Source organism: Streptomyces sp. NBC_01092 (assembly GCF_045039535.1).
Classification (GTDB): Bacteria; Actinomycetota; Actinomycetes; order Streptomycetales; family Streptomycetaceae; genus Streptomyces.
This window is the reverse complement of sequence record NZ_CP108659.1, coordinates 1,570,615-1,596,102: the sequence shown is the minus strand read 5'-3', so window position 1 is coordinate 1,596,102 and position 25,488 is coordinate 1,570,615. Positions and strand designations below refer to the sequence as shown.

General features: G+C 69.1%; 26 protein-coding genes and 6 pseudogenes. 20 read left to right on the top strand and 12 right to left on the bottom strand.

The genetic code is table 11. The features are described 5' to 3' along the window. Positions 1-24: 24 nt before the first annotated feature. From OG254_RS06930 to OG254_RS06880, 11 genes and pseudogenes are all read left to right on the top strand, one after another. Positions 25-1,149, top strand: coding sequence for a hypothetical protein (locus OG254_RS06930; protein ID WP_405578386.1), 1,125 nt, complete (start codon positions 25-27; stop codon positions 1,147-1,149). Between the two features lie 546 nt (positions 1,150-1,695). Continuing rightward, positions 1,696-1,854 carry a hypothetical protein gene (locus OG254_RS06925; protein WP_405578384.1) on the top strand — a complete coding sequence of 53 codons (159 nt, stop codon included), beginning with the start codon at positions 1,696-1,698 and terminating at the stop codon, positions 1,852-1,854. Positions 1,855-1,877: 23 nt separating this feature from the next. Then, the gene (locus tag OG254_RS06920; RefSeq protein WP_405578382.1) at positions 1,878-2,531 is read left to right on the top strand and encodes a hypothetical protein; all 654 of its coding nucleotides are present in this window, start codon (positions 1,878-1,880) and stop codon (positions 2,529-2,531) included. A 259-nt stretch (positions 2,532-2,790) separates the two neighbouring features. Next, positions 2,791-2,982, top strand: a complete 192-nt coding sequence (locus tag OG254_RS06915; protein WP_405578379.1) for a hypothetical protein — start codon at positions 2,791-2,793, stop codon at positions 2,980-2,982. A gap of 5 nt (positions 2,983-2,987) precedes the next feature. After that, positions 2,988-3,326: an ArsR/SmtB family transcription factor gene (locus OG254_RS06910; protein WP_405578376.1), complete on the top strand. Its 339-nt coding sequence runs from the start codon at positions 2,988-2,990 to the stop codon at positions 3,324-3,326. Next, complete coding sequence (locus OG254_RS06905) at positions 3,323-3,799, top strand: ATP-binding protein (protein WP_405578373.1); 477 nt, start codon at positions 3,323-3,325, stop codon at positions 3,797-3,799. Before OG254_RS06910 ends, OG254_RS06905 begins: the two co-directional genes overlap by 4 nt. Before the next feature lie 36 nt (positions 3,800-3,835). Beyond that, positions 3,836-4,009, top strand: a complete 174-nt coding sequence (locus OG254_RS06900; protein WP_405578371.1) for a DUF6126 family protein — start codon at positions 3,836-3,838, stop codon at positions 4,007-4,009. Between the two features lie 448 nt (positions 4,010-4,457). Next, the gene (locus tag OG254_RS06895) at positions 4,458-5,237 is read left to right on the top strand and encodes an SDR family NAD(P)-dependent oxidoreductase (protein WP_405578369.1); all 780 of its coding nucleotides are present in this window, start codon (positions 4,458-4,460) and stop codon (positions 5,235-5,237) included. Positions 5,238-5,241: 4 nt separating this feature from the next. Beyond that, on the top strand, positions 5,242-5,661 hold the full coding sequence (locus OG254_RS06890) for an alcohol dehydrogenase catalytic domain-containing protein (RefSeq protein WP_405578366.1): 420 nt from the start codon (positions 5,242-5,244) through the stop codon (positions 5,659-5,661). 27 nt (positions 5,662-5,688) lie between these two features. After that, positions 5,689-6,189, top strand: coding sequence for a zinc-binding dehydrogenase (locus OG254_RS06885; RefSeq protein WP_405578364.1), 501 nt, complete (start codon positions 5,689-5,691; stop codon positions 6,187-6,189). A gap of 105 nt (positions 6,190-6,294) precedes the next feature. Further along, positions 6,295-6,735: pseudogene (locus OG254_RS06880) on the top strand (alpha/beta hydrolase); the annotation flags it as partial. A 391-nt stretch (positions 6,736-7,126) separates the two neighbouring features. Here the strand turns inward: OG254_RS06880 and OG254_RS06875 are convergent. Both OG254_RS06875 and OG254_RS06870 read right to left on the bottom strand, forming a co-directional pair. Continuing rightward, positions 7,127-7,402 carry a hypothetical protein gene (locus tag OG254_RS06875; protein WP_405595667.1) on the bottom strand — a complete coding sequence of 92 codons (276 nt, stop codon included), beginning with the start codon at positions 7,400-7,402 and terminating at the stop codon, positions 7,127-7,129. A 78-nt stretch (positions 7,403-7,480) separates the two neighbouring features. Then, positions 7,481-7,891, bottom strand: coding sequence for a winged helix-turn-helix transcriptional regulator (locus tag OG254_RS06870; protein ID WP_405578361.1), 411 nt, complete (start codon positions 7,889-7,891; stop codon positions 7,481-7,483). Positions 7,892-7,991: 100 nt separating this feature from the next. Between OG254_RS06870 and OG254_RS06865 the strand changes: the two genes are divergently transcribed. Continuing rightward, positions 7,992-8,849, top strand: a complete 858-nt coding sequence (locus OG254_RS06865) for an alpha/beta fold hydrolase (protein WP_405578359.1) — start codon at positions 7,992-7,994, stop codon at positions 8,847-8,849. Between the two features lie 19 nt (positions 8,850-8,868). On the opposite strand, the gene OG254_RS06860 is transcribed toward OG254_RS06865, so the two are convergent. Then, complete coding sequence (locus OG254_RS06860; RefSeq protein WP_405578357.1) at positions 8,869-9,711, bottom strand: IS5 family transposase; 843 nt, start codon at positions 9,709-9,711, stop codon at positions 8,869-8,871. A gap of 108 nt (positions 9,712-9,819) precedes the next feature. On the opposite strand from OG254_RS06860, the pseudogene OG254_RS06855 reads away from it, so the two are divergent. Next, positions 9,820-10,143: pseudogene (locus tag OG254_RS06855) on the top strand (GNAT family N-acetyltransferase); the annotation flags it as partial. 162 nt (positions 10,144-10,305) lie between these two features. On the opposite strand, the gene OG254_RS06850 reads toward OG254_RS06855, so the two are convergent. The 5 genes from OG254_RS06850 to OG254_RS06830 form a co-directional block, all read right to left on the bottom strand. Further along, positions 10,306-11,790, bottom strand: coding sequence for an NADH-quinone oxidoreductase subunit C (locus OG254_RS06850; protein WP_405578354.1), 1,485 nt, complete (start codon positions 11,788-11,790; stop codon positions 10,306-10,308). 4 nt (positions 11,791-11,794) lie between these two features. Next, on the bottom strand, positions 11,795-12,163 hold the full coding sequence (locus tag OG254_RS06845) for a hypothetical protein (RefSeq protein WP_405578351.1): 369 nt from the start codon (positions 12,161-12,163) through the stop codon (positions 11,795-11,797). A gap of 42 nt (positions 12,164-12,205) precedes the next feature. Further along, positions 12,206-13,255: a proton-conducting transporter membrane subunit gene (locus OG254_RS06840; protein WP_405578348.1), complete on the bottom strand. Its 1,050-nt coding sequence runs from the start codon at positions 13,253-13,255 to the stop codon at positions 12,206-12,208. Between the two features lie 114 nt (positions 13,256-13,369). Next, positions 13,370-13,852: an NADH-quinone oxidoreductase subunit B family protein gene (locus OG254_RS06835; RefSeq protein ID WP_405578346.1), complete on the bottom strand. Its 483-nt coding sequence runs from the start codon at positions 13,850-13,852 to the stop codon at positions 13,370-13,372. A 190-nt stretch (positions 13,853-14,042) separates the two neighbouring features. Then, on the bottom strand, positions 14,043-14,393 hold the full coding sequence (locus OG254_RS06830; protein ID WP_048820334.1) for a metalloregulator ArsR/SmtB family transcription factor: 351 nt from the start codon (positions 14,391-14,393) through the stop codon (positions 14,043-14,045). A gap of 214 nt (positions 14,394-14,607) precedes the next feature. On the opposite strand from OG254_RS06830, the gene OG254_RS06825 reads away from it, so the two are divergent. From OG254_RS06825 to OG254_RS06805, 5 genes and pseudogenes are all read left to right on the top strand, one after another. Continuing rightward, a complete protein-coding gene (locus OG254_RS06825; protein ID WP_405578344.1) occupies positions 14,608-14,793 on the top strand; it encodes a hypothetical protein in 186 nt (61 codons plus the stop codon). A 111-nt stretch (positions 14,794-14,904) separates the two neighbouring features. Beyond that, positions 14,905-15,645 carry a 2-phosphosulfolactate phosphatase gene (locus tag OG254_RS06820; protein ID WP_405578341.1) on the top strand — a complete coding sequence of 247 codons (741 nt, stop codon included), beginning with the start codon at positions 14,905-14,907 and terminating at the stop codon, positions 15,643-15,645. A gap of 231 nt (positions 15,646-15,876) precedes the next feature. After that, positions 15,877-17,031, top strand: a complete 1,155-nt coding sequence (locus OG254_RS06815; protein ID WP_405578338.1) for a malic enzyme-like protein — start codon at positions 15,877-15,879, stop codon at positions 17,029-17,031. Between the two features lie 182 nt (positions 17,032-17,213). Continuing rightward, a pseudogene (locus tag OG254_RS06810) lies at positions 17,214-17,747 on the top strand (transposase family protein); the annotation flags it as partial. Between the two features lie 132 nt (positions 17,748-17,879). Then, a pseudogene (locus tag OG254_RS06805) lies at positions 17,880-21,011 on the top strand (Tn3 family transposase). 73 nt (positions 21,012-21,084) lie between these two features. On the opposite strand, the gene OG254_RS06800 reads toward OG254_RS06805, so the two are convergent. The 4 genes and pseudogenes from OG254_RS06800 to OG254_RS06785 all read right to left on the bottom strand — a co-directional run bounded on the left by OG254_RS06800 (position 21,085) and on the right by OG254_RS06785 (position 23,725). After that, positions 21,085-21,576, bottom strand: coding sequence for a cupin domain-containing protein (locus OG254_RS06800; RefSeq protein WP_405578336.1), 492 nt, complete (start codon positions 21,574-21,576; stop codon positions 21,085-21,087). 87 nt (positions 21,577-21,663) lie between these two features. Beyond that, positions 21,664-21,992, bottom strand: a pseudogene (locus OG254_RS06795) (nitroreductase family protein); the annotation flags it as partial. A 176-nt stretch (positions 21,993-22,168) separates the two neighbouring features. Further along, positions 22,169-22,459 (bottom strand): RidA family protein, encoded by a 291-nt coding sequence (locus OG254_RS06790; protein ID WP_405578333.1) that lies wholly within the window; start codon positions 22,457-22,459, stop codon positions 22,169-22,171. Positions 22,460-22,969: 510 nt separating this feature from the next. After that, positions 22,970-23,725 (bottom strand): hypothetical protein, encoded by a 756-nt coding sequence (locus OG254_RS06785; protein WP_405578331.1) that lies wholly within the window; start codon positions 23,723-23,725, stop codon positions 22,970-22,972. Between the two features lie 210 nt (positions 23,726-23,935). Between OG254_RS06785 and OG254_RS06780 the strand changes: the two are divergent. Both OG254_RS06780 and OG254_RS06775 read left to right on the top strand, forming a co-directional pair. Then, positions 23,936-24,712: pseudogene (locus OG254_RS06780) on the top strand (DNA-binding domain-containing protein); the annotation flags it as partial. A gap of 96 nt (positions 24,713-24,808) precedes the next feature. Then, positions 24,809-25,483, top strand: a complete 675-nt coding sequence (locus tag OG254_RS06775; RefSeq protein WP_405578328.1) for a hypothetical protein — start codon at positions 24,809-24,811, stop codon at positions 25,481-25,483. The last annotated feature ends 5 nt before the right edge of the window (positions 25,484-25,488 follow it).

The following is a 25,488-nucleotide window of genomic DNA, read 5'->3' as shown; positions in this document are numbered from 1 at the left end:
GGCCCGCCGCCCGGATCACACGCGGTGCTGATCGGAGTCCCGAAGTACGAACACCCGGAATTCCCGCCGATCCCGGCAGCGCTCAACAGCCTGCAGGCCGTGCGCGACCTCCTGCTCGACAGCACTCTGTGCGGCTGGAAGGACCACCAGGTCACCGTGATCGACGATGTCTCGTCAGCCGAGAAACTCATCGTGCAGGTCGCCAACCTTGTCAAAGGGGTCACCGGCAACTTGCTTCTCTACCTTGTCGGCCACGGAATGCTTTCAACGTCCGGCGAACTGTGCCTGGTGATGCCCCGGACACAGCCGGAGTATCCGAAATACACAGGCCTGGTTTGGAGGAACCTGGCCGAGGTCCTGCTACTCAGCCCCGCGAAGGCGCGGATCACCATCATGGACTGCTGCTTCGCCGGCCAGGCCATCGAAGCCCTCGGTACTGGCGACGCGCAGGTACTGGCCGATCTCACACAAGTCAACGGCTCCTACACCCTCACCGCCACCACCCGCAACCGCACTGCGCACGTCGTACCCCTGGGGGAGCAGACGACCAAGCCCACTTCATTCACAGAACATCTCTGTGACGTTGTCCGCTCGGGCATCCCCGGAAGGTCACCGCATCTGACCCTCAACGACATCTACCCCGTGCTGCGCACCAGACTTCAGGCCAAGGGTTTACCTCTCCCTAACCAACGAGGCACCGACACCGCCGGCCACGTCGTCTTCGCCCGCAATATGGCCGCCTCACCAGCACCAGTCGAGCCGACGATCAGCGGAAACTCGGTGATTCTCGACGAGACGGAGAACCCGTTCGAAGAACGCGTGAGTCGCCTGGTCACGGCGTGGGCGGCCCGTGACCGAGGTCAGGACTGGCTGGTGACCGGACGCGCCTTCTTCGCGCTGTACCTGTGGTGGTGGCACGACAACAAGAGACTTGCTGGCGCTCTTACTCAGGCGTACGTGGAGCACTCGTACGAGTTCATCGGAGGCGAGGCCGGCTGGGTGGCCTTGCTCAGCCAGCGAGCGCGCTGCGCCTGCCACAACGAGACCTGGCACGTGGAGAACATCTCCATCTGCCTCAACTGCCTGCGTTACCAGTGCTATCAGGCCCCCCGAGAGTGCGGTGGCTGCGGCGGCCACATCGTCGGGTAAGCGCCATGGACCAGGCGGGTAGGACCCGGTCCCGCAGGTCACCCGCCTGCCGTGCGTCATCGGAGACCTGGCCTCGACGTCGACACTGCCAGTGACCTGGACGCAGGCCAAGAACCACGCCTCGCCGCTTGCCACAGCCGATCGTTCGACGCGCGATCGCACGGCCTTCCTTGTGAACTCCCGTAATTCATTGCAGAGTTCAGGACCACGAGGAAGGCCGCCTCCATACCCTGTGGCTACTCCAAAGAGTGACCACACGACCGAGCCCGAGGTTAAGGAACAAGCTGACGGCCCGCCCCGGCCACATCCGCCGCGAAGTGTGGGCCGCCCTCCGGCTGGGCCTGCAGCGGGGTGATGCCCGGCCGAAGAGTCCCCCTGACGCGCCTGTCGTCAAACGAACGATTGACGACAGGCGGGACAGGCGTCCGATGAACCCGGACATTCCGGGGCGTTGAGGCGGCGCGAATCCAATGAGGACCGAAGGTGACTGCTGACAGGGTTTGATGACAGACAGGCTCGGTTCCGCCTACATGAACGGGTGCCCAAATGGCCAACCTGGTCTACAAGCGGGTGCCGACCGACCAGCAGTCGGCCGACCGACAGAACCTCGTCCTTGCCGAGGCCGGGATCGAGAACCGGGTGATGTTCGAGGAGGAGGCCAGCACCTCCAGCCGCTTCAGCGCCCGAAGTTCAGCGAGCTGCTGAAGTACGCGCGGCCAGGCGACACCGTGCACATCTCCGAGATGTTCCGCCTCGTGCGCGGCACCCAGCACATCCTCGATGTCCTCGACGTCCTGCACCAGGGCCGCCTCGCCCTGCGCATCCACGACGGCGCGTTCTCCGCGATTGACCTCACCGCCCGTCACCCCCGCACCGGAGAACTGCTGTCCACCGTGAAGTTCATGGTGCAGACCCTCACCGCCGCAGGGGAACTCCAGCGCGAGCTGACCTGCGACGGCCTGCGGGCCGCCGAGGCAAAGGGCAACCAGGGCGGCCGCCGCACGGCCATCAAGGCCGAGAAGACCGACGCCGTGCGCACGGCGTACCTGAGCGGCCGGTCCATCGCCGCCCTGGCCCGTGAGTACAACGTCAGCCGGGGCGCCATCCGTACGGCCGTCACCGACCCCATGCCCGAGCACACCACCGCCGGCTACGAGGGCACCCCGGCTCCGGAGCTGGCGGTCACCCTCGACATGCCGGGCACGATCGCCGACTTCCTTCGCGCGGCCGAGCTGGAGCCTGCCGAGCAGGCCGCGCTCGATCAGGGCGTGACTGCACGGCGCGGCCAGGGCTACGCGCTGCGCGTCCGCGCCGTGCCCTCGGTCCACCGCCAACTCCTCGCTCGCTGCCAGCCCCTCCCCGGCGATCCCGGCACAGCGTAAGGCCCGTCGCGAGTACGCAAACCGCGTCAGCACCCTCGGCAGCGGCAGCGGAAGGGAGCGGGGAGTAACCGCAGGTCAGGGGCTACTCCGTTGCCTATTCGGCGAGTACTACTGGGACCCCTCGAAAGACCGGCAACGCGCCCGGGCCGACCTCACCAAGAGGCCGCCCGGGCCGGGCGGCCTTCTGTCCACTACTCTTGAAGAGTTCTTCAATTCGATAGTTGCCTTGCTGGGCAGGTCTTGGGGGAGGTGGTCCTTGGTGGGCGGTTTCGCCGAGGCTGCACGGGAGCGGGTGCGCGAGGCGCGCGCCGCGGTCAGCGCGGCCCTGGAGGCCGAAGACGCCTACGAGGTCGCCGTGGCCCGGGACGAGCTGGACGACGCGCTGCGCGTGGCACGACGGCATGGGATCGACCTTGGCGCGTGCCTCGATGTTGAAGCGGACGAGAGGTGATCGGGATGCCGGTGCCGCTGTACGAGGCGAAGGCGGAGTTCTTCCGGATGCTCGGGCACCCGGTACGCATACGTGTGCTGGAACTGCTGCAGGACGGGCCGAAGCCGGTGCGCGAGCTGCTTGCGGCCATCGATGTCGAGCCGTCGAACCTGTCCCAGCAGCTGGCGGTGCTGCGGCGCTCCGGGATCGTGACTGCGACGCGGACTGGGTCGACGGTGGTGTACGAGCTGGCGGGCGGCGATGTGGCGGAGTTGCTGGCCGCTGCCCGGCGGATCCTGTCCGTGCTGCTGGCGGGGCGCCAGGACTTGCTCGCCGAGTTGCGCGGAACGGAGCCTGCCCTGTGACGGGCGGCGCCCACCGGTTCCGGATGCCGTGGCATCGGGGCAGGCCCGCCGTTGCCGTCGAGCACGTACGACCGCCTGCACGGCGGCACGTCACCTCGGTGCGGGTGGGGCCCAATGCAGTGCGGGAGGCGCGGGAAGCGGCGGCCGGGCACTTTGCCGAGACGGGCATCGCCCCCGGGTCCGCCTTCGCGGACGCGGTGTTGCTCGTGGTGAGCGAGCTGGTCACCAACGTGCTGCGGCATGCCCCGCACTCGCCGATGACGGACGTGGGGATAACCGTCGCCGGTGACCAGTTGGTCGTCAGCGTCGCGGATGCCGAGCCGCGTCTTCCGGATCTCAGGCTTGAGGGCATGGGCGCCGGGCTGCGGATGGTGGCCGAACTGGCCGCTGACTACGACGGGGAGCTGAGCGCCGAGCCGGCCGTCGAGCACGACGGCAAGGTCGTCCTCGTCCGGTTCGAGATCCCCTTGTAGGCATGCACGACAGATTGAGTGACGGGAGTTGACACGGTGAGCGACGCCAGAGACGGCAAGCAGCGGAATCGCAAGGCCAAGAACAAAGACAGCGAGTGGCAGATCGAACGCGGTGTCGCGATCCGGGCCGGTTTCTACATCTTCGGCACGCATCTGTTCGCCGGGTTCGTGTGGCTGCTCTTCTACCTGGGCGAGCACGCCAACAAGTAGCGGAGCTCTTCCGGAAGGGCCGATCGGCCCTGGCTTCGGCCCGTTCGAGCTGTTGCAGCCTTGAGGGCCCGGAAGATCATGCAGAGGGTGACGCGGGCGGGAGGGCGTTTGCCCATACATGGCCATCCACGCCCGCATTCCTGGAACGGGCGACTGCCCTGTACTTGATTGAAGACCTCTTCCATTGGCTGGTTGCCGGGCTGCGCATGTGCAGAGAGAGGGCAATCGGAAGTGATCGCTGTTGCAGGACACCCCGATCTTTCAGACCAGATGAGCCAGGATTGCCCATTGTGCACTGATGATCAGGTATGGCCTGGTCGCCTGCGCTCCGAAGTTCCGCGCTCGACGGGTGGTGGACGCTGTTCCCTGCGAGCATGAGTGCGGGGAGAGCGACGACCGGATGGCGAAGTCCGCGAGGCAGGGCATGGCGGGACGGAGGCTCAGGGCGATGGCACAGGATCTGCAGGGCCGGACGGCCGTGGTGACCGGGGCCAGCAAGGGCATCGGGCTCGCGGTAACGCAGGCGCTCGCCGGAGCGGGGGCGCAGGTGGTCGCGGCGGCACGGTCGTCCTCGCCCGATCTGGACGCGCTGGTGAAGACCGGGAACGCGCGCTGGGTCCCGCTCGACCTCACCGAGCCGGGCAGCGCCGACAGCCTCGTCGCCGCGACAGGACCGCGGATCGATGTGCTGGTCAACAACGTTGGTTCGGCGCCTGCCCGGCCCGGCGGCTTCCTCTCCGTCTCCGACGCGCAGTGGCGGCAGACCTTCGAGCTCAACCTCTTCGCCGCGGTCGCGGTCACCCGCGCGGTGCTGCCCGTGATGCTGGAGGCCGGAGCGGGGTCGATCGTGAACATCGGGTCGGTCAACGCGGAGCTGCCGGACCCGGCGGTGGTGGACTACAGCGCCGCAAAAGCGGCGCTGGTCAACTTCTCCAAGGCGCTGTCGAAGGAGTTCGGTCCGCGCGGGGTACGGGTCAACAGTGTCAGCCCCGGCCCGGTGGAGACGGACCTGTGGCTGGGCGACGGTGGTATGGCCGAGACGCTGTCCGCAGCGACGGACCGGCAGCCGGCGGAGGTGCAAGCGCAGGCAGCGCAGGCGAGCGTCAGCGGGCGCTTTTCCCGCGCCTCGGAGATCGCGGACCTGGTCGTGTTCCTGGCGGGCGACCGCGCCACGAACATCCTCGGCAGCAACATCCGTATCGACGGCGGCCTCGTGCAGACCTGGTGAGGAGATGGCAGGTGAGCGAGAGCATGCGCGCGGCGACAGACGCGGCGGACCCGAGCGGCTCCTCTACGAGAGGGCACCGAAACCCGTGCCCGCGCCCAGTGAGGTGCTGGTCGCCGTTCGGGCGGCCTCGATCACGTCGGGCGAGCTGGACTGGGACGCGACCTGGACCGACGCCTTCGACGACAGCGGCAGCCTCCGGCTGCCGATCGTGCCGTCCAAGGAGGTGTCGGGAGGCGTGGCCGAACTCGGCGCCGACGTGGGCGAGTTCACCGTGGGCGATGAGGTCTACGGGCTGATCCCGTTTCTCCGCGATGGGACCGCAGCCGCGTACACCGCCGTCCCCGCGGCAGTGCTGGCTGCCAAGCCGTCCTCGATCGACCACGAGCATGCCGCGGCACTGCCGCTCGCCGGGCTGACCGCGTAGCAGGGCCTGATCGACCAGGGGAAGCTGGTGGCGGGCCGGACCGTGTTGGTGCACGGCGGGGCAGGAGGCGTCGGCTCCTTCGTGGTGCAGCTCGCCGCTGCTCTGGGCGCGAGGGTGATCGCCACCGCCTCGGCGGGGGACGCCGATTTCGTCCGCGGGCTCGGCGCGGAGCAGGTGGTCGACTACACCGCCCGCCGCTTCGAGGACGAGGTCGAGGGGGTCGACGTAGTCTTCGACACCGTCGGCGGCGACACCCAGGTGCGCTCCTGGACGGTCCTGCGCCCCGGCGGCGTCCTGGTCAGCGTCGTCTCCCCGCCCACGCCCCCGGAGGGGGCCCGCGCGCGAGGCGCCTTCTTCGTTGTCGATCCCGACCGCTTGGGCCTCGACGGCCTCACCGCCCTGGTCGAAGCAGGACGCCTGCAACCCCCAGGTGGACCGTGTCATGCCGCTGCAGGAAGCGCCGCAGGCCTACGCGGCCCTGGAACACACGGGCACCGTCGCGGCAAGATCGTACTGATGGTCTCCTGAGCCGGTCCGCTCCCCACGATTCCCACGGGTTCGCGGCCATCGGACGCGGACGCGGCGACGAGATGAGAACGGGAACAACTACTCCATCCAGGAGGAGGGACCGCCATGGCCCCAACCGGGCGCCCCGTCGTCTTCATCCACGGCCTCTGGCTGTATAGCACCTCCTGGACACCCTGGGTGGAGCTCTTCACCCAGCGGGGCTACCAACCCATGGCGCCGGGCTGGCCGGGAGTCGTCGACACCGTGGAAGCCGCTCGCGCCGACCCCGACAGCATCGCCGACCACGGGATCGACGTCGTCGCGGCGCACTACGCACAGATCATCGATGAGCTGCCGCAGCCGCCGATCCTCGTAGGGCACTCCTTCGGCGGCATGATTGCCGAGAAGCTGCTCGGCCAGAACCGTGCAGCGGCCGCCGTCGCCATCGACGCAGCCCAGATCAAGGGAGTCCTGCCGCTCCCGCTCTCCGCCCTGCGCGTGACGTTCCCCGTCTTCAGAAACCCCGCCAACAAGCACCGCGCAGTCTCCCCGACCGCGGATCAGTTCCGGTTCGCGTTCGGCAACGCCGTGGACGAAGACGAATCCCAGGACCTGTACGAACGCTGGACGATCCCCCCTGGCAAACCGCTGTTCGAGGCATCCGTGTCCAACTTCAGCCCGCACTCACCGGCGAAGGTCGACACCGACAACGCGGACCGCGGCCCCTCCTGCTCATCACGGGCGGCAAGGATCACACCGTTCCCGAGGCCATCACGAAGTCGACCCTCAAGCAATACCGTGGCTCCACCGCGATCACCGACCTCACGGAATTCCCCGACCGCGGTCACTCGCTCACCATCGACAGCGGATGGCGCGAGGTTGCCGACGCCAGTCTCGCCTGGCTGGCCAGCCACGACCTGTAAGCCTCACGCGTGGCGCATGACGCATCCGAATCCGCTCACGATGTCTCCCTGTCGTCAGGCATGCGGGCGACGCGCGCGGTGGGGACGCCGATCAGGAAGAGGTGCAAGGCTGGAGCGACAGACTCGGCGCGCCGATCCACCCGGTCCTGCACGACTTGGAACCACCGCGGACAGGTGCCCTCGACGGCCGGCTTCAGGATCTTGGAGTGCTTCGGGCAGAACCGGGAGATGCCATCCTCGAACACCATCTCCCCGTCGTCCTTCACCAGCTCCTTCGTCGCCAGCCGCTGCGCCGGCGACATCTCCTCCATCTTTTACGTGGTACCAGGGCGGCGACGTCGGCTACATCGAGTACCGAGCCACCAGTACTGAGCGCGGAACCAGCCTGCCTATCCCTCATCGACCTCCTGGTCGGCGGCTTCGTTGGCGCGGTTGATCTCGGTCATGTGCTCCTCCGCCCAGGTCCGCAGCCCCGCAAGCGCGGCTTCCAGAGACAGCCCGAGTCCGGTGAGGCGGTAGAAGACCCGCGGCGGCACGGTCGGTTCCACCCGGCGCGACACCAGCCCGTCGCGGGTCAGGCTTCGCAGCGTCACGGACAGCATCTTCTGCGAGACACCGGGCATCCGGCGTCTCAGCTCCGCGAAGCGCACCTCGTCCGGTGCGGCACCCGCGAGCGCCTTGACGGCCATGGACGTCCACTTCGTACCTATGCGGTCCAGCAACTGCCGCGTCGGGCACCGGGGATCGAACAGATCGCCGCGCACCCCGCGATCGGCGGTCCGGGCTCCTTGGGTGGTCACCTGTGGCTCACCACCTTCCCTGAAAGTGCCGCCTAGGCAGCGGTCGGACAGTTACCTATCGTTCTGTGGTCACCAATGGTAACCAGTCGGAGGGGCCGTCATGCCCGCCACCACCGCACACCAACTGCGCCGCATCGCGACGAACGGGGTCCAACTCAACGTCGCAATCGCCGGGGACGGACCTGCGGTTCTCCTGCTGCACGGCTTCCCGCACACCTGGCAACTCTGGAGCGGCATCATGGGCCGACTGGCCGGGCAGTATCGGGTCATCGCCCCGGACCTGCGAGGCTTCGGTGCCAGTACACGAGCCGTCGAGGGTTACGACGCAGGCACCCTCGCCGCCGACGCCGAAGGGCTACTCGACGCACTCGGCGAGCCCTCGGCAGCAGTGGTGGGCATCGACGCGGGCACCGCCCCCGCCGTCCTGCTCGCGCTGCGCCGCCCCGGCCTCGTCCGGCGCCTGGTCGTGATGGAGGCACTGCTCGGCCGCCTGCCCGGAGCGGAACACGTCATCGCGGGCGGCGCCCCGTGGTGGTTCGGCTTCCACGCCGTCCCCGGCCTCGCCGAGACCGTCCTGGCGGGCAACGAGGCCCCGTACATCGACTGGTTCCTCGACTCGGGGACGCTCGGGCGAGGAGTACGCGACGACATCCGTGCGGCCTTCGTCCACGCGTTCACCGGGAGCGAGGCCCTGCGCTGCGCGTTCTCCTATTACCGGGCCCTGCCCACCAGCGCGCAGCAGATACAGGACGCCGTCGCGACGGCTCGGCTGACGATGCCCACCATGGCCGTCGGCTCTCACCCCGTCGGCACCGGGCTCGAACGCCAACTCCGTCCCAACGCCGATGACCTGGTCGGACACCATCTCCAGGACTGCGGCCACATCATCCCCCTGGACCGCCCCGACGCGTTGTTCGCGCTCCTTGCTCCCTTCCTCTCCGCCGATCTGCCAAAGTGACCGGAGCGGGGCCGAAGGATCACGGTCGGCGGTTCGGGCGTTCGTCCCAGCGGTGAGTTGTCCAGGACCGCCGGATCAGGCTGCGCACGGTGATGATTGTGTCGGCGAGGTCGAAGAAGGCATCAATGACAGTGACGCGACGCTCGTAGCACCGGGCGAGACGGTGAAGGGCGTTCTGCCATGCGTGAGTGCGTTCGACGTGCCAACGCCGACCGGCCTGAATGGGCGCCTTCTCCCCCTTGTGCGCGATGCGTCCGTGCAGGCCGCGTTCGCTGAGCAGAGCGCGGGTGGTGTCCGAGTCGTAGCCGGCGTCCAAATGCACGGTGATGGTGTCGGGCAATGGGCCGAGGCCCTCCAGACGGTCCAGAGTCGGGGCGAGCAGCGGAGAGTCGTGGCGGTTTGCACCAGCCAGGACACGGCCCAGCGGAATGCCGTATCCATCCGTCATACCCGAGCGCTTCAGTCCCTGTTTGCCGCGGTCGACCGGTGAGCGTCCGGCGGCCTCCCCGCCTCCAGGTGCCTTGGTGATCGCTCCGTCGACGGCGATCTGGTCGAGGACGAGGCCGACGATCCGGTCGTAGGACTCCAGTGCGAGCTGCTTGAGCCGGGCGAAAGCGCCCAGTCGTATCCACTCATCGCGGCGGCTGCGGATTGTGGTGGCCGAGCAGATCGTGTCGGCGATCGCCTCGTAAGAACAGCAGAAGCGCAGCGGTTGCAGCATCTTGTCGAAGATGATGCGGTCGCTGATGCGCCGGCGGTGGCAGCCGAGCGGATGGTCTGGGTGGTACGCCGGCCGCTCGGGCAGCAACGCCGCGAATTGGTTCCAGAGTGGTTCAGTCAGCCATGATGGCAGCGCGGGCACAGGTCCCCCAGTGATCACAGAGCGTCGCAACTCCATGATCGCTGTGACCTGTGCCTGTTCCGCAGCCGACGTCCTCCAGCGTGCCTATCCGCGCAACCTCTTGGTCGAGTGCGGTTCTGCGGGACTGAGACCGCCATCCGGTTGTGGAACCGCCTGGTCGTGGAACCGCCTGGTCGTGGAGTCGTCGGAACACGCACGCCTGAGGATCGAACGCATACAGGAACGCTGCCGGCCGAGCAGGCCGCCATCTGGGCCATCGCACGGACGTACGGTGGCGAGGCCCTGGGCCTAATCGGATGGGGGGACATCGACCTCGACGACGGCAGTGCCGAGATCGTCCATTGGGTTCCGTCCGAAGCGCGCGGTGGCGGTGTCGTGGTCGCGGCGACAAGGCGCGTCAGCCGGTGGGCCCTAGATGACCTGGGCCTGCACCGTCTCCGGCTGTGCCACTCAACCGCGAACCCGGCGTCCGTCCGCGTGGCGGAGAAGGCCAGCTGCTTCCTTCGAAGGCACGATGCGCGGTGCGCTGCTGCACGAGGACGGGTGGCACGACGAGCACCTGCACGCCTTGGTACAGGGAGACATCTGAGGCCGTCAGAGGTCGTTGCCCGCGTAGGAGAGGTTGAAGCTCTTGTTGGTCAGCGGGAAGTCCGGGACGATCGTGTCCGCCAGCGCCACGGGCAGGGCGGGCCAGTTGAAGAAGGACGGGTCGACCGGTTTGACGCGGGCCAGCGTCCCGTCGAGGGCGAGCTCGATGCGGGTGGCAATGGTTCCGCGCCAGCCCTCCACGAGGCCCACACCGGTGCGGGGGCCCATACCGGGCTCGGGTGAGGGCGCCAGCACCGCCCTAGGGGCCGACAGCCCCTCGGCGAACTGCTCGATCAGGGCGAGGGAGGTGTCGATCTCCTCCGCACGGACCAGGAAGCGAGCCAGGACGTCGCCGCTGTCGTGGACGGGCACGGCGAGGCCGGTGTCGTCGTACGGCGTGAAGGGGTGGGCGACGCGGGCGTCGGCGGCCAGGCCGCTGGCGCGGGCGACGTAGCCGAGGCAGCCGATGCTCCGGGCAGCATCGGTGCGGAGGATTGCGGTGCCGGTGAACCGGTCGTGGACGGTGGAGTGGCCCAGGGCGAGGCCGGTGATCTCGCGGATGTCCCCGCCGATCGCCTTCAGCCGGGCCGGATCGGGCAGTGCGCGCAGGGCCGCGCCGCCGGGGACCACGCCGCCGCGCAGCAGTCGATGGCCGGTGATCTCCCGGTTGAGGCGCAGGAGTTGCTCGCGGACGCGCTGAGCGTGGGCGTTGAGGATGCCGTGGCCGACGTCGTTGCAGAGCATGCCGAGGTCGGCGACGTGGTTGTGGATCCGCTCCAGCTCCAGGAGCATCGCGCGGGCACGCTGCGCCTCGGCCGGAACCTCGGTGCCGGTGGCCTCCTCCACGGCCAGGCAGTACGCGAGGGCGTGACCGACGGCCGTGTCGCCGCTGATGCGTTCGGCGAGCGGGAGCCCGGCCGCGGTCGAGCGCCCCTCGAAGAGCTTTTCCACGCCCTTGTGGACGAACCAGAGGCGTGCCTTGAGCTTGAGGATGGTCTCGCCGACGACGGAGAAGCGGAAGTGGCCGGGCTCGATCAGGCCGGTGTGGACCGGGCCGACAGGGATCTCGTAGACGCCGTCTCTTTCCACTTCCAGGAAGGGGTAGGGGCCTTCCTGTTCGCCGAAGGCAGGTGGTGGTCCGGCGTCGGGCCGCATGGGGTACCAGCCGCGCGGCCAGTGGAAGTGCCGTACGAGACGGCGGGGCAGCGGGTGATCGAGGGGGACAATGCCGAACAGGTCGCGCATCTCCCGCTCGAACCGGCCTGCGGGGAAGGACAGATGGGCGAGGCTCGGAACCTCGGGCCGGTCGGTGTCGAGGCGTACGTGCAGTTCGGTGCGGGTGTCGGGCGCCCCGGTCACGAACAGGTACACCACGCGCATCCCATGCTCGTCGTGGTGCGCGGCGACCAGCGCGAGACGGTGGCCGTCCGCCAGCAACGTCTCGGCCTTGCCCGGCAGTTCGGTGGCGTTGATGTCGTGGGCGGTGCGCATCGCTTCAGTGGCCTCCGATCGCCCGGGCGGCGGCGTGCAGCAGGTCGGTGAGCGGTCCGGTGGCCACGCCCAATGCGGCGCAGGCGGCCAGCCCGAGGGCAAGCGGCCACACAGCGGATGAACTCTTCTCAGCCGGCTCGCCGGGCCCCAGCAGCATCCGGGCGGTGCGGGCGGCCAGCGCGGCGAAGGCCACCAGGACGAGCAGCAGTGCCACCGCCGTGGCCCAGCCCAGGCCGGCGCCGGCCGCGAAACCGGCGCGGGCGATGCCGAGTTCGGAGGCGAAGAGGCTGAAGGGCGGGAAGGCCAGCAGTGCCACGACCGCGAGCCCGAACGCCCCTGCCGGCGCGGGAGCCCGGGCCAGCAGTTCGCGCACCCGTCCGATCCGCGCCGTGCCGGTGATCTGCAGGATCCGGCCTTAGGCGCAGAAGGCGACGGACTTGGCGAGACCGTGCCCGGCGATGTGCAGCAGGCCGGCGGACAGGGCCAGCGGGCTGCCGATCGCCGCGGCCAGCGCGATCAGGCTCATGTGTTCCATGGACGAGTAGGCGAGCATCCGCTTGTAGTCGCGCTGGGCGAGCAGCAGCCCGGCCGCCAGCGCGAGGGTGAGCAGGGCGATCCCGGCCAGCAGGACCCGGGTGAAACCGACCCCGAGGGCCGCGTCCGCGATGACCCGGTAGTGCAGGATCGCGGCGAAGGCGACCGACAACAGCACCCCGGACATCAGCGCGGAGACCGGCGCGGGGGCCTGGCTGTGCGCGTCGGGCAGCCAGGCGTGCAGCGGGATCAGGCCGGCCTTGGCGCCGAAGCCGAGGATCACGAGGGTGATGCCGAGCCGGGTGACCGCCGGGTCGAGGCGGTCGGCGTGGGTGACGAGGGTGGGCCAGTCCAGTGCCCACGCCTCGGCGATGCCCGCCTGCCGGGCCGCGTAGTAGATCAGCACCGTGCCGAGGAAGGCGAGCGCGATCCCTGCCGAGCAGATCACCACGTACTTCCAGGCCGCCTCCACCGACGTGCGGGTGTGGCGGTGGCCGACGAGGAACGCGGTGACGATGGTGGTGGCCTCGATGGCCACCCACAGCACGCCGAGGTTCGCGGTCACCACCGCCAGGCACATGGCGGCCAGGAACGCCTGCACGAGGATGTGGTAGCGCCACGCAGTCTGGGCGGTGGCCCGTCCCGCGGCCAGTTCGCCTGCCAGGTACGAGGGTGTGGAGCCGCAAGCGATCAGCGCGACCGCGCCGACCACCAGCAGCATCCACGCGGTCAGCGCGTCCGCGCGCAGGAGCCCGGAGTACGCCGTCCGTGGGCCGTCGTCGAGGACGGCCGACGCGAGCAGAGCGCCGCAGGCAAGGATCACGACGGGCGAGACGAGAGCCGCCCAGTTCGACGGATACCGCTTCGGGCCCTGCCCAGAGGTTTCCGCCCAGTGCAGCCACACCCGCCGTACCACCCGCCGCCTCAACACCCGCCGTCAGGACTCCAACGACCGGAACACGCAGCTGGTACGGCAGTCCGAGACCGGCCAGCGCGCCCGCGCCGCCCAGCCCGGTGGCCGTCGCGAGGGCGGCCGGAATCGCACTCACCGTCCGGTCACTCTCCGCAGGGCCGCCACGATCTCCTCCGGCTCCGGGGGGCACCCGGGCACGGCCAGATCCACGTCTACGACATCGGCGACGGCGCCCTCGACGCCGTAACCGCCCGCGAACTCGCCGCAGTTGATCGCGCAGTCTCCGACCGCGACCACCAGCCGCGGTTCCGGCATCGCCGCCACCGTGCGCCGCAGCGGCTCCGCCATGTTCCGCGTCACCGGCCCGGTCACCAGCGCCACGTCCGCATGCCGGGGCGAGGCCACCAGCCGGGCACCGTACCGCTCTGCGTCGTACACCGGGTTGAAGGCCGCCGCGATCTCGATCTCACAGCCGTTGCAGGAGCCGGCGTCCACGCACCGCACCTGCACGGACCCACCGAACTCGCGTGCCTTCTGCGGGACATCGCCCGCTGGGCGCGGCGGCGCGGGTTCGGCCACCCTCCCGGTGGTGCGGATCTTGCGCAACAGGCCCATGAACCCTCCCCGTGACGGTGAGGACTGTTCGCAGGTGACCAACAGGCCATCCTGTGAGTGGAGTTACGGCATTTTCCCGATGCTTTGCTCTACTTTGTGCTTACGCAGGCTTCAGGTGAAGGCGGCCGCCTCCCGCCGCCGGAGAGTGCTGTCCATCTCCCAGGAGACGGCCGCCGATCGAGGGCCGTCGCTACGACGGCGGCTTCGCCTCCCCCTGTGCGGCCTGCAGGTCGGCGAGCAGCTCTGCCTGTCCGGCGAGCACGCCGGACAGGATCGTCCGTGCCACCCGGAGGAGCTCCGCGACGTGCGGGCTGGTCAGCGAGTAGTAGACGGTCGAGCCCTCCTTGCGGGTCACGACCAGGTTCGCCCTGCGCAGTACGGCGAGCTGCTGGGACAGGTGGGCGGGCTCGATACCGACCTCGGGCAGCATCTCGGCGACCGCGTGCTCGCGCTCGCTGAGCAACTCCAGGACCCGGATGCGTGCCGGGTGGCCGAGGGTCTTGAAGAACTCGGCCTTCAGTTGGTACAGCGGCGTACTCATCGTGTCGTCGCCTCCCCGACACAACAGCACGGCCCCACCGGCCGGGCCTCGGCGCATCGCATCCACCCACTCGTCACATACATGCGGCCCATCCTCGCCTGCGGCGCCGGCGGCGCTGAACCCGAGTACGAGGAATCGAACCGGCGAACCCAGCGGTGATGACCTCAGGAATTGCTAACATTAGCAATTCCTGAGGTCCTGTGAGGAGGATTGCGTGAGGATCACCCCGCTGCGCGGCACCGGCGTCACCTGGCTCAAGTGCCCCGCCTGCCGCCTCAAATGCCGCCCCACTGCCGTCGGGGCGAACGGCAGATGCCCGCGCTGCGGCCACGACAGCCTGCTGAAGCTGTCCTTTGGCGGCCGTGCCGTACAGCCCGTCCCGGAGACCGGTCAGGGCTGAGGCACAAGAGGGGGGTGGCTGATGGGGGACTGGCCCACGCAGTCCGGCAACGGGGTCCGCTTCGAGTGGGGGCCCGCCGATGGGGGTCCCCCCGCTCGAGCGAAGCCGAGAGTGGGGGAGGACCGTCTGGTCAGGGAGGCGGTCTGTCTGGTCGTGGTCGACGTGCTGTCGTTCACCACGGCGGTGAGCGTCGCCGTCGGGAAGGGCACGCGGGTCCTTCCCTTCCGGTGGCCGCATCAGTACCCCACTGGCGCCGAGCGGGCCGGTATCGAGAAGGCCGCCGCGGCCTATGCCCGCCAGTCCGGCGCGCAGATGGCTGTCCACCGGGCCGACGTCACACCCGCCACGCCATGGTCGCTCTCGCCAGCGCACCTGCGTCAGGCGCCCTACGTGGCCCGCCTGGTTCTGCCCTCCCCCAACGGCGCCGCCATCTGCGCCGCGGCGCCACGCGATGTGCGCCTGGTCGCCGCCTGCCTTCGCAATGTCACCGCCGTCGGCGGCTGGCTCACCGCCCACGGTTACGGCACCCCCGAGCATCCCGTTGCCGTGATCGCAGCGGGCGAGCGGTGGCCGGACGGGAGCCTGCGCCCGGCGTTGGAGGACCTGCTCGGCGCGGGCGCCCTCGTCTCCGAGCTGAACGCCCAGAGCGCGGGCCCGCTCTCCCCGGAGGCAGCCGCCGCGAAGGCGGCCTACGAAGGCACCGCCGACGTCGCTCACGCGGTCGCCGCCGGCTCTTCCGGCCGTCAGTTGGCCGCGATGGGTTTCGTCGAGGACATGGCGATTGCCGCCGAGGAGGACACCTGCGCGGTCGTGCCCGTACGGGACGGCGACGGCGCCTTCGCCGCCGGATGATCGTGGGGTTGCCTCTCCCATGGACCCCATGGACCCCATGGACCCCATGGACCCCATGGACCCCATGGACCCCACGGATCGTGCACGATGCCCTATGGCGTGCTCATGGGACGCTGTCGTCGTAGCCGATTCACGCACAGAAAGCCGACCCTCTTGCCCGCCACACCCCCTGCCAGCGCGAATCCGGCCTTCAGCATCCGCATCCACGTCCCCGCACAAGCCCGTGCCGCTGTGGATGCGATCGCCGCGGACGCGCCGGGCGCCGTCAGCACTCAGACCTGTCCGCCGGATATCACGGGCGCGCACCGGGTGCTGCTGGACGCCGACAGCGGCTCGACACTGTCATGGCTCACCGGCACTCTGCGGGACCGCCTGGGCGCCGACCTCCTCCTGTGCGAGGACCTGGTATTCGCCGCCGCCTCCACCGGCAAGCTCAGCCAGAGCATCCGGGCCTCGACAGCCAGCGACCACGACGTCGCGCTGCTGGATGCGGACGCCGACCGCCGAGTCATCAGGCACCTGGTCGACCACCCCGAACACATCAACCGGTACACCGGCCGGGCACACCGGGTAGCTCTCATGTCCGACGCGAGCGCGGTCCTGGACTTCGATCGCCTGCCCGCCTCCGCCGCCCTGCCTGCGGTGGAATCCCAGGCGGTCCACCTGCGCCGCACCACGGGCCTGGACATCCTGCCTCTGCCCGTCGCCGCCGACAGCGCCGGGGACCTGGCCGCCACCGTGCGCTTGCTCGCCCCCGGCGTCATCGCAGCCGTCTTCATCCACACCCGCCTCGACCACGTCCATGCCGCCCGGGCCGCCCTCACCGACTGCCCCGTCCTGCTGCTGGACTCCATCAACGACGGTCTTGCCATCGCCACTGCCGCCGCGGCATACACCGCGCTGCGGCTCCACGACATCGACGTGCGGCAGGCTCGTGTGGTCTGCGTGTCCCCCAACCGCGGCGGTGACCTGGGCGGCCTCCTCATCGCCAGCGGCATCGCCGACCTCACGCTCTACGATCCTCTCGCCCAGGGAATCCAGCCCCTCCACCAGCTTGCCGACCGGACGGACCTGATCGTCGACCTGTTCGGCCTGCTCGCCCCTCCTGCCGGCATACCCGTCCTCCACGCACGCCCGGAAACACCCCCGCCCTTCGCCGCGGCCACCACCGGTCCCCGGCCCCTGCATGCCCTTCCCGGTCTGCTGGCCGCCACGGTCGCCACGGGCAAACCCATAACTGCACATGCCCGCATCGCGGCCGTCCGCGCCCTCATCGAACAGACCCAACCAGGCCAGACCCTGCCCCCGCTCGATCACCCCGGCCTGACCCCCGCCGTCACATCAGCCGCCGTCACCGCCCTCATGCGTGATGCGGGCGAGAACTGAGCCGCAGCACCACCCTGACCACGAGCGGCTCCAGCGGACCGCGCGAAAGCAGGCCGGGGCTGCCAGGACCGGCCGTGCCGGTCCACACCGGACAATGCGTCGGCCCCGCTCAGCGACAACAGCTTTCAGGGTGGCTAGGGGTTGTCCCGTAGCCGGTGTGGCGGTTGGTGCGTTGGACTGACATGGGTGTGGTGATCTCGGCGGATGATCCGAAGTGGATCGAGCCGTTTTCCGGGTTGACCGAGGTGCAGTTCGCCAGGCTGGTGGCGTTGGTGCGGCGCCGTGGTGGCGACGTTCAGCGGGGCCGCCCCTGGCAGCTGCCGCTGGCAGACCGCGTCCTGTTGGTGGCCACGTACTGGCGCACGAATCTCACGTTGCGGCAGGTGGCACCACTGTTCGGGATCTCGAAGTCCGCGGCCGACTGCATCCTCGACCATCTGGCACCGCTGCCGGCCATCTCACCGGCCCGCCGGCCACGCAGCGCCCTGGTGCCCACCCGGGACCGCAGCATCGCCGCGTCCAGCAAGAACTATCGGTACTCGACCAACCTCCAAGTCGTCATCGACGCCAACAGCCGCCTGGTCGTGGCCATCGGGATCCCGTTGCCCGGCAGCCGCAACCACTGCCGGGCCTTCACGGAGTCCGGCGTCGACCGGGCCTGCCGCGGAGCCCCGGTCATCGCCGACGGCGGATACCAGGGCACCGGCCTGCCTATCCGGGTGTGAGTAGTTGAGGTACAGAAAGTGCCGCTGAGATTGATCTTGGCCGGCTAGCACACCGTCCGGTGGCACTGCTGGGGATCGGCGATACCCGCCGGGCGGGCATCTCAGGTGACCACGGTCCCGGCCGTGCCGGTGGAGTTTCTGACTGACGAGCAGGCCGAGGCGTACGGGACGTTCACCGCGGTGCCCACGCGTCCGGAGCTGGAGCGGTTCTTCTTCCTCGACGATGACGACCGCGATCTGATCGCGCTGAGGCGTACGGACACGCATCGGCTCGGAATGGCGGTGCAGATCTGCACGGTCCGCTTCATCGGTCGGTTCCTGGCTGATGATCCGCTGGCGGTGCTGTGGGAGGTCGTGGAGTACCTGGCCGGGCAGCTCGGCATCGAGGACGTCTCGTGCGTGAAGCGGTATCCGGAGCGCCGCAGAACGCCGTACGAGCACGCGGAGGAGATCCAGGATCGGTTCAAGTACCGCGACTTCACCGATCCGAGATGGGGTCGGGAGTTCCGCGGCTTTCTGTACGGGCGGGCGTGGACGCACGCCGAGGGGCCGGTGGCCCTCTTCAACCACGCGGTGACGTGGCTGCGGAAGAACCGGGTACTGCTGCCGGGCGTCTCGGTGCTGGCCCGACAGGTTTCGGAGGCGCGTACGGCGGCCGAGCGGCGCCTGTACGAGGCGGTGACGCGGGCGACGCACCGGGCTGATCGCGCGCTCGCGCCGGCGCTGGCGGAGTTGCTGGTGGTGCCGGAGGGCAAGCGGGTCTCGGAGTTGGAGCGGCTGCGTACGCCGCCGGTGAAGACGACGGGCACGGCGATGGTGCGGGCCATGGAGCGGGTGGAGGAGATCTCCGCGTGCGCGTTGGGGCGGGTGAATCTGTCGCGGGTGCCGGTGAATCGGCTGTCCGCGCCGGCCCGGTACGGGCAGCTGAGCAAGGCGCAGACGATCGAGCGGGCGCCCGAGCCGCGGCGTACCCCGCTGTTGACGGCGGTGGTGCGCCAGTTGGAGGAGCAGGCGGTCGACGATGCCCTGGACTTGTTCGCGTTGCTGATGGCGAACCGGCTGATCAGCCCGGCCCGGTGGGCATCGGAGCGGGATCGCCTCGCGATGCTGCCGCAGCTGGAGAGGGCGGCCCGCATTTTGGCGAAGGCGTCGAAGATTCTCACCGAGGAACTGGACCTGGTCGCCGAGCACGAGGCGGACCTGGACGTCGCGGCGCTGTGGGCGGCGGTCGAGGAAGCAGTGCCGCGTACGGCGGTGGCCGGGGCGGTCACGACCGTCGAGGCCCTGGTGCCGGAGGACGACGGGTCGGCCCAGGCGGCGATGCGCGAGAAGCTGGCCCTGCGCTACAACACCGTGCGCCCGTTCCTTTCGCTGCTGGGCGAGTCGGACGCGCTGGGCGCCGCCCCGGCCGGTCGGCGCATCCTGAAGGCGGTGCGCCGCCTGCCTGCGCTCTCGCGCCGGAGGGTCAAGGACCGGCCTCTGCTGCCCCGCGAGGTCGACGCCGAGCTGGTACCGGCGATGTGGAAGCGGGCGGTGTTCTCCAACGCCAAGCTGCCGCAGGGCGCGGTCGACCGGGGTGCGTACGTGGTGTGCGTGCTGGCGCAGCTGCACCGCGCGTTGAACCGGCGCGATGTTCGCCGCCCCGTCGAATCGGTGGGCGGACCGCGCGCCCGGCTGCTGGACGGGTCTCGGTGGGAGGCGATGCGCGCGGACGTCCTCGCGGGCCTGTCCCTGACCGAGGACGCTAGCGGGCACCTGGCTCAGCTCACGCGGGGGCTGGATGCGGCGTGGCGGCAGATGGCCGACCGCATGGAGGAGGCCGGCGACGAGGCGAAGGCGGAGGTCGTCGTCCCCGAGGGCGGCTGACGCGCCAAGTTGTCGGTGGACAAGCTCGGCGCGGTGGGCGAGCCGGAGTCGCTGACCTGGCTGAAGACCACCACGGAGGCGATGCTTCCCCGCATCGACCTGCCGGACCTCTTGTTCGAAGTGCACTCCTGGACCGGGTTCCTCGACTCCTTCGGCCACGTCTCCGACCGGCGCACCCGCATGGAAGACCTGCTCGTCTCCCTGGTCGCGCTGCTGGTCTCGCAGAGCTGCAACATCGGCCTGACCCCGGTCATCGAACCGGAGAGCAAGGCACTGACCCGCTCGCGGCTGTCCCACGTCGACCAGAACTACGTGCGCGCCGACACCATCGCCGCGGCGAACGCCGCGCTCATCACCGCCCAGTCCGCGATCGAGCTGGCCCAGGTGCGGGGCGGCGGGCTGCACGCCTCCGTCGACGGCCTGCGCTTCGTCGTCCCGGTCAAGAGCATCAACACCGGGCCCTCGCCCAAGTACTACGGGTACAAACGGGGCGTGACCTGGCTCAACGCCGTCAACGACCAGGTCGTGGGCATCGGCTCGATGGTCGTACGCGGCACCCCGCGCGACAGCCTCTACACGCTGGACACCCTGCTGAACGTCGACGGCGGGGTGAAGCCGGAGATGGTCGCGACCGACAACGCCTCGTACTCCGACATGGCCTTCGGCCTGTACAAGATGCTCGGCTTCCGCTTCGCCCCGCGCTTCCGTGACCTGGCCGACCAGCGGTTCTGGCTGGCCGACCTGCCCGACGGCGAGGGCCCGGCTGCCGGGTACGGGCCGCTGGAGGCCGTGGCCTGCAACAAGGTCAACCTGAAGCGGATCGAAACGCACTGGCCGGACATGCTCCGCGTCGCGGGGTCGCTCATCACGAACCAGGTCCGGGCCTACGACCTGTTGCGGATGTTCGGCCGCGAGGGCCACCCCACCCCGCTGGGCGCCGCGTTCGCCGAGTACGGACGGATCGACAAGACCATGCACCTGCTCGCGGTGGTCGACCCGGTCGACGACACCTACCGGCGGCTGATGAACCGGCAGCTCACCGTGCAGGAGTCCCGCCACCGGCTCGCCCGCGCGATCTGCCACGGCGGCCGGGGCCAGATCCGCCAGGCGTACCGAGAGGGCCAGGAGGACCAGCTCGCCGCCCTCGGCCTGGTCCTCAACGCCGTGGTGCTGTGGAACACCCGCTACCTGGACGCCGCCGTCGTCCAGCTCCGCGCCGACGGCCACGACATCAAGGACGAGGACGTCGCACGGCTCTCCCCGCTCAAGGACCGGCACATCAACTTCCTGGGCCGCTACCCGCTCAACATCAAGGCCAGCGGCCCCGGCCAGGGCTTGCGTCCCTTCCGGGACCCGGACGCACCTGAAGACACCGATGACGGGGACTGACGGGCCGCACCGGCCGGGCCGCTTTCGGGCAGTCCCGGGCGTGTGACACAGGGACCGCAGCACTCAGTGCAGCCTAGTCGTCGAGCATGTCGGTGTTGTACTGGTCGTGCCTGATCCGGAAGGCTTTCAATTCTTCGCGGCGGCGCTGTGAATACTCCGCCAGCTTCTCGAAGTACTCCTCCCTGGGAGCTCCCGGTGTGAAGAGCAGCAGAAACGACACCGGGCCGTCGCTGTCGTTCTGGAAGGCGTGGAGCCCGCCGGGCGGTACGTAGAGGAAGTCTCCCTCGCCTCCTGTGACCCAGCGTTCGCCGTTGTAGAGCCGGAGCTCGCCGGACAGGACGTAGAAGGACTCGGAGATCGTACGGTGGAAGTGTTCCGTGGCGCCCATGGCCGTCGGCTCCATGTCGATCTTGTACAGGCCGAACTCGCCCTTGGTGCTCTCCTGCTTGGCCACGTAGCTGATGTTGGTGCCGCCCGAGCCGGTGTCGGGCTGCGGGGGTGCAGGTCGGAACAGTGCGCTGACCTGGCCCCTTTCGCCGAGGTAGCGGGGCTCTGGGTAGGACATGGCGACTTCCTAGTTCGTGAGTAGGTGGTTCCAGGCAGCCCTTTGAAGGATTGGTGGACTGACTGGTCTGGGTAGGTTTCACAGCGGCGGGGGCTCGGCGAAGTGCGTGTCCTTCGCGTCGGGCGCGAACGGCGCGAGCTTCGGCAGCTCCTCGTGGAACTCGTAGTCGGTGGCGAGGATCGCGGACAGCGGCGCTATGGCTGCGTTTGCCTTGCTGCCCTCGGCTATGTGTGCGCCGGCAGACGCTCGCGCGCCTCGGGCCTACGGACCAGGACGATGCGCAGCGGGGACTGGTTGAAGGCGGTTCGGCCGTACTTGACCAGGTCATAGATGGCCCGCATCTGCTCGTCCATGACTGGATCGTCGCTGAATGTGTCCGCGGTATGGGCTTCGCGGAAGAGGAGGTCCTGGGCAGCAAGATGCTCCCCAACCGCAAGAAGCGTGGTTCACGCGGCGGGTCGACCGCCGAAGTTCGACCGCGTGGGCTAAAGAGACAGATTGGACCCATGCTTCTGGCCACTGCTGCGGCCAGAAGCGGCAGGAGAGGTACGGCAGCCCGACAGATGAATGGGGGAGCCAGGCCGACTCCGACCTATGGCTTCACGTCGAGACGCACGAGCGCGCCGATCTCCACCAACTGGTCGGGTAGTGCCAGGTCAGAGACACCCATGACCGTGCTGGTGGGCCGGTGCTCCCCGAAGTACTCGGCGTGAGGGCGTGCCGTCGTGTCGAAGTTCTCCCGCAGGTTCCTCACCAGCACCGTGCTCTCCACGATTTGGCTGCGCTCGGCCCCGAAGTGCTTCAGCACCAGGTCCAGATTGGCCAGCGTGGTTGACCTGGAGCTCGAAGTCGCCGGCACCAACGAAGTTGCCGTCACGGTCATGGGACACCTGCCCAGACACGTACACCGCGTCACCGACCTGGATTGCCTGGCTATATCCGTAGAGCGACTCCCACGGCATACCAAAACCGAAATTCTTCGCCTGAACAGGCATGACTCACTCCCTGGTGAGACGACGCATGGCGCTGCCAGTTACGGACAGTCCTCTTGCGAGGAAGAAGTTATGCCGTTGCGCACCGAGGAAGGCCTGGGACATGCCGCACACCAGGGCCGGGGCTTTAAGGCGGGCGGCATGCAGCACCCCACTGAGCCGACCCCGATCGAATCGACCACGCACCGCACTGCGGAGCCGGTCCGCCGGAGGCTGCACGCCCCTTCAGCAAACCTTCGTTTTCTGAAGATCCCTCCCGACGTGTCAATGCCCGAAGTCGCATGCACGGATGAGCTGGGGGTTCGTCGTCAAGTGCAGGGGACTGTGGACTCTCCGGAGGCCTCGAAGCCGCCTGCATTACGGGCGATGTGGCCGTAGTCGTGTGCGCGACGACGGAGTTCCTACATGTTGTCGCCGTCGGAGCCATCCTGGAGATCCCGCAGAGTCGCCAGCATCTCCTCGTCCGACTGCCGGCGGGACCCGCCATTGGCCCGCGCGGTCGCCTTGGTCAGCCCGTCCACTGAGCGCGAGATGCCTCCCAGGGCCTCTTCCAGAGGCTTGGTCGGGCTCTCGCCCATCAGCACCCCCTGAAGGACCTCCAGGTCCACCCGATACGTCAGCGTCTCCACCGGCCCAGCCGGACCCGCCGCGTCGACAGTGAAGTCGAACTGCATCGGCAGCCCGGACGACTCACGCCGGTAGTAGACGTCGAAGGCGAACACCAGACGCCGTCCCGGCGGCAACACCGGGACGGTGCGCGCCACGGCCCGCTGCAGTCGTCCGGTGAGGTTGTCATGGCTGGACACGAGATCCGGGGTGACCCGGATCCGCAAGTCCCGAGCCATGGTCGGCCCCGTGTTCTCGATGCTGAGCACCAGCAACGGGGAGCCCGGCCGGTCAGGGCCGATGTCCACGACCACGTACGGTTCGCTCTGCTCCCGGTGCACCTGTTCAGCAAGCGCCAATTGTTCGCGGTGGACGCGCTCGGCTTGCTGAGTCTGCTGCCTGGCGATACTCAGCTGCTCCTCGGCAGCCTGGGCTTGGCGGTCGGCGTGCTTTGCGGAGTCGGATGCGGTCCTGGCCTGCCAGAACGCGATGCCTGCCGCCACCAGAGCCACACCACCGGACCCGACGGAGATCCAGTCGCCGGCATCCATTACTACTCCCTACGCGCGCATGTGCCATCTGGATCATTCCAGAAGTCGGTGGGAGCGACGACGGTCGTGTGAGTGTCCCGTACTCGCATGCACGGATGAGCTGGGCGCTCATCGCCGAGTGCAGGGAAGCGCGGACTCTTCGGACACCCCGAAGTCAATGGCACTACGGTTGATTTGGCCGTAGTCGTGTGCGCGACGGAGGGCTTGCGGATGGCAGGTGGAGCGGTGGTCGAGCGTGGGGTGCTGACCGCGCAGGACGAGGTGTGGGATGCCGCGCTGCGGCAAGCCGAAGTGATCGGGCCACTCGCTGAGAAGAGCACGGTGGGGCTGGCGGATGCGGACGAGGCCGCAGCGATGCTGCGAATATCCCGGCGCCAGGTGTACGTGCTGGTCGGACGGTGGCGAGCAGGCGAGGGGGTGGTGTCGGACCTGTTGCCGGGCCGCTCCAGCGGCGGACGCGGTGGCGGGCGGCTGCCCGACGAGGCCGAGGCGATCCTTCAGGAAGTGCTGCGCACCCGGTACCTGACGCGGCAGCGCCGGACCGTGGCGGCCGTCCACCGGGAGATTGCGCGCCGCTGCCGGGTCCGCGGTCTGCGGGTTCCGTCGCGGGGGACGGTGTTGCGCCGGATCGCGCGGCTGGACGCGGTGTCCTCGGTCGCAGCGCGGGAGGGAAACGAGGCGGCTCGTCGGCTGCGGTCGGCCGGGGGTGTGCCGCCCGCGGTCACCGAGCTGTTGGAGCAGGTCCAGATCGATCACACGCCAGTGGATGTGATCGTGGTCGACGAACAGCACCGGCTTCCGATCGGCCGACCGTATTTGACGGTGGCGATCGATGTAATCAGCCGGTGTGTGGTGGGTCTGGTGGTGACGCTGGAGGCGCCGTCGGCGACCTCGGTCGGGCTGTGCCTGGCGCATGCGGCCACCGATAAGCGGCCCTGGCTGGAGCGGCTGGGGGTGGAGGCGACCTGGCCGATGAGCGGCAAGCCGGGCGAGCTGTAGGTGGACAGTTTCGCCACAACGTCCCCACACGCCCGCTGTGCCGGGAATGATGCACTCCTCAACAGCAGCATCCTTGGGGGGACCATGAGCCAGACCACCACGCCGCCACCCATGCCCGAGCACAAGCCGCAGCAGCCGCCGACGAGGCCCCGCACAGTCCTCCTCGCCGTCGCGGCAGCCGTAAGCGCCGCTGCCATCGCGGCAACCATCACGGCCAGCGTCGCCGCCGGCGGGGACGGTGAAGCCGTACCCGCGCCCACCGTCACTGTCACGGTCACCACCACGCCGGCCCCCGAAGCGGACGCTGCAGAAGCTGAAGAGGAAGCGGGAACCGCGGTCGCCGCCGACTTCAAAGTGGGCGACGAAGCCAGCAACGCCGGAGCAACCGTAAAGATCACCAAGGTAGTGGAGGGCGACAGCATCACCCTCGCCGGCGCCACCAAGAAGGCAGGCGCCGGCGCCAAATACATCACCCTCAAGACCGTCGTCACCAACGACGGCACGAGCAGCATGGACCTCACCTGCTCACTGCCGATCGTCAACGCCCTCATCGACGACCAGGCCCGCCGCTTCGACACGATCGACGACCTCTACGACGTCGCAGGCAACCCCGAATGCAACGCCCAACTCCAGCCCGGCTTCAAAGACGAGATGCAGTTCGTCTACCGCGTGCCGGACGATGCCACGATCGCCCTGTGGGAGTTCTCCGAATACAACCTGGAGACCGAGACCGTCCCCACCCTCATCGATCTCACCTGACCGGC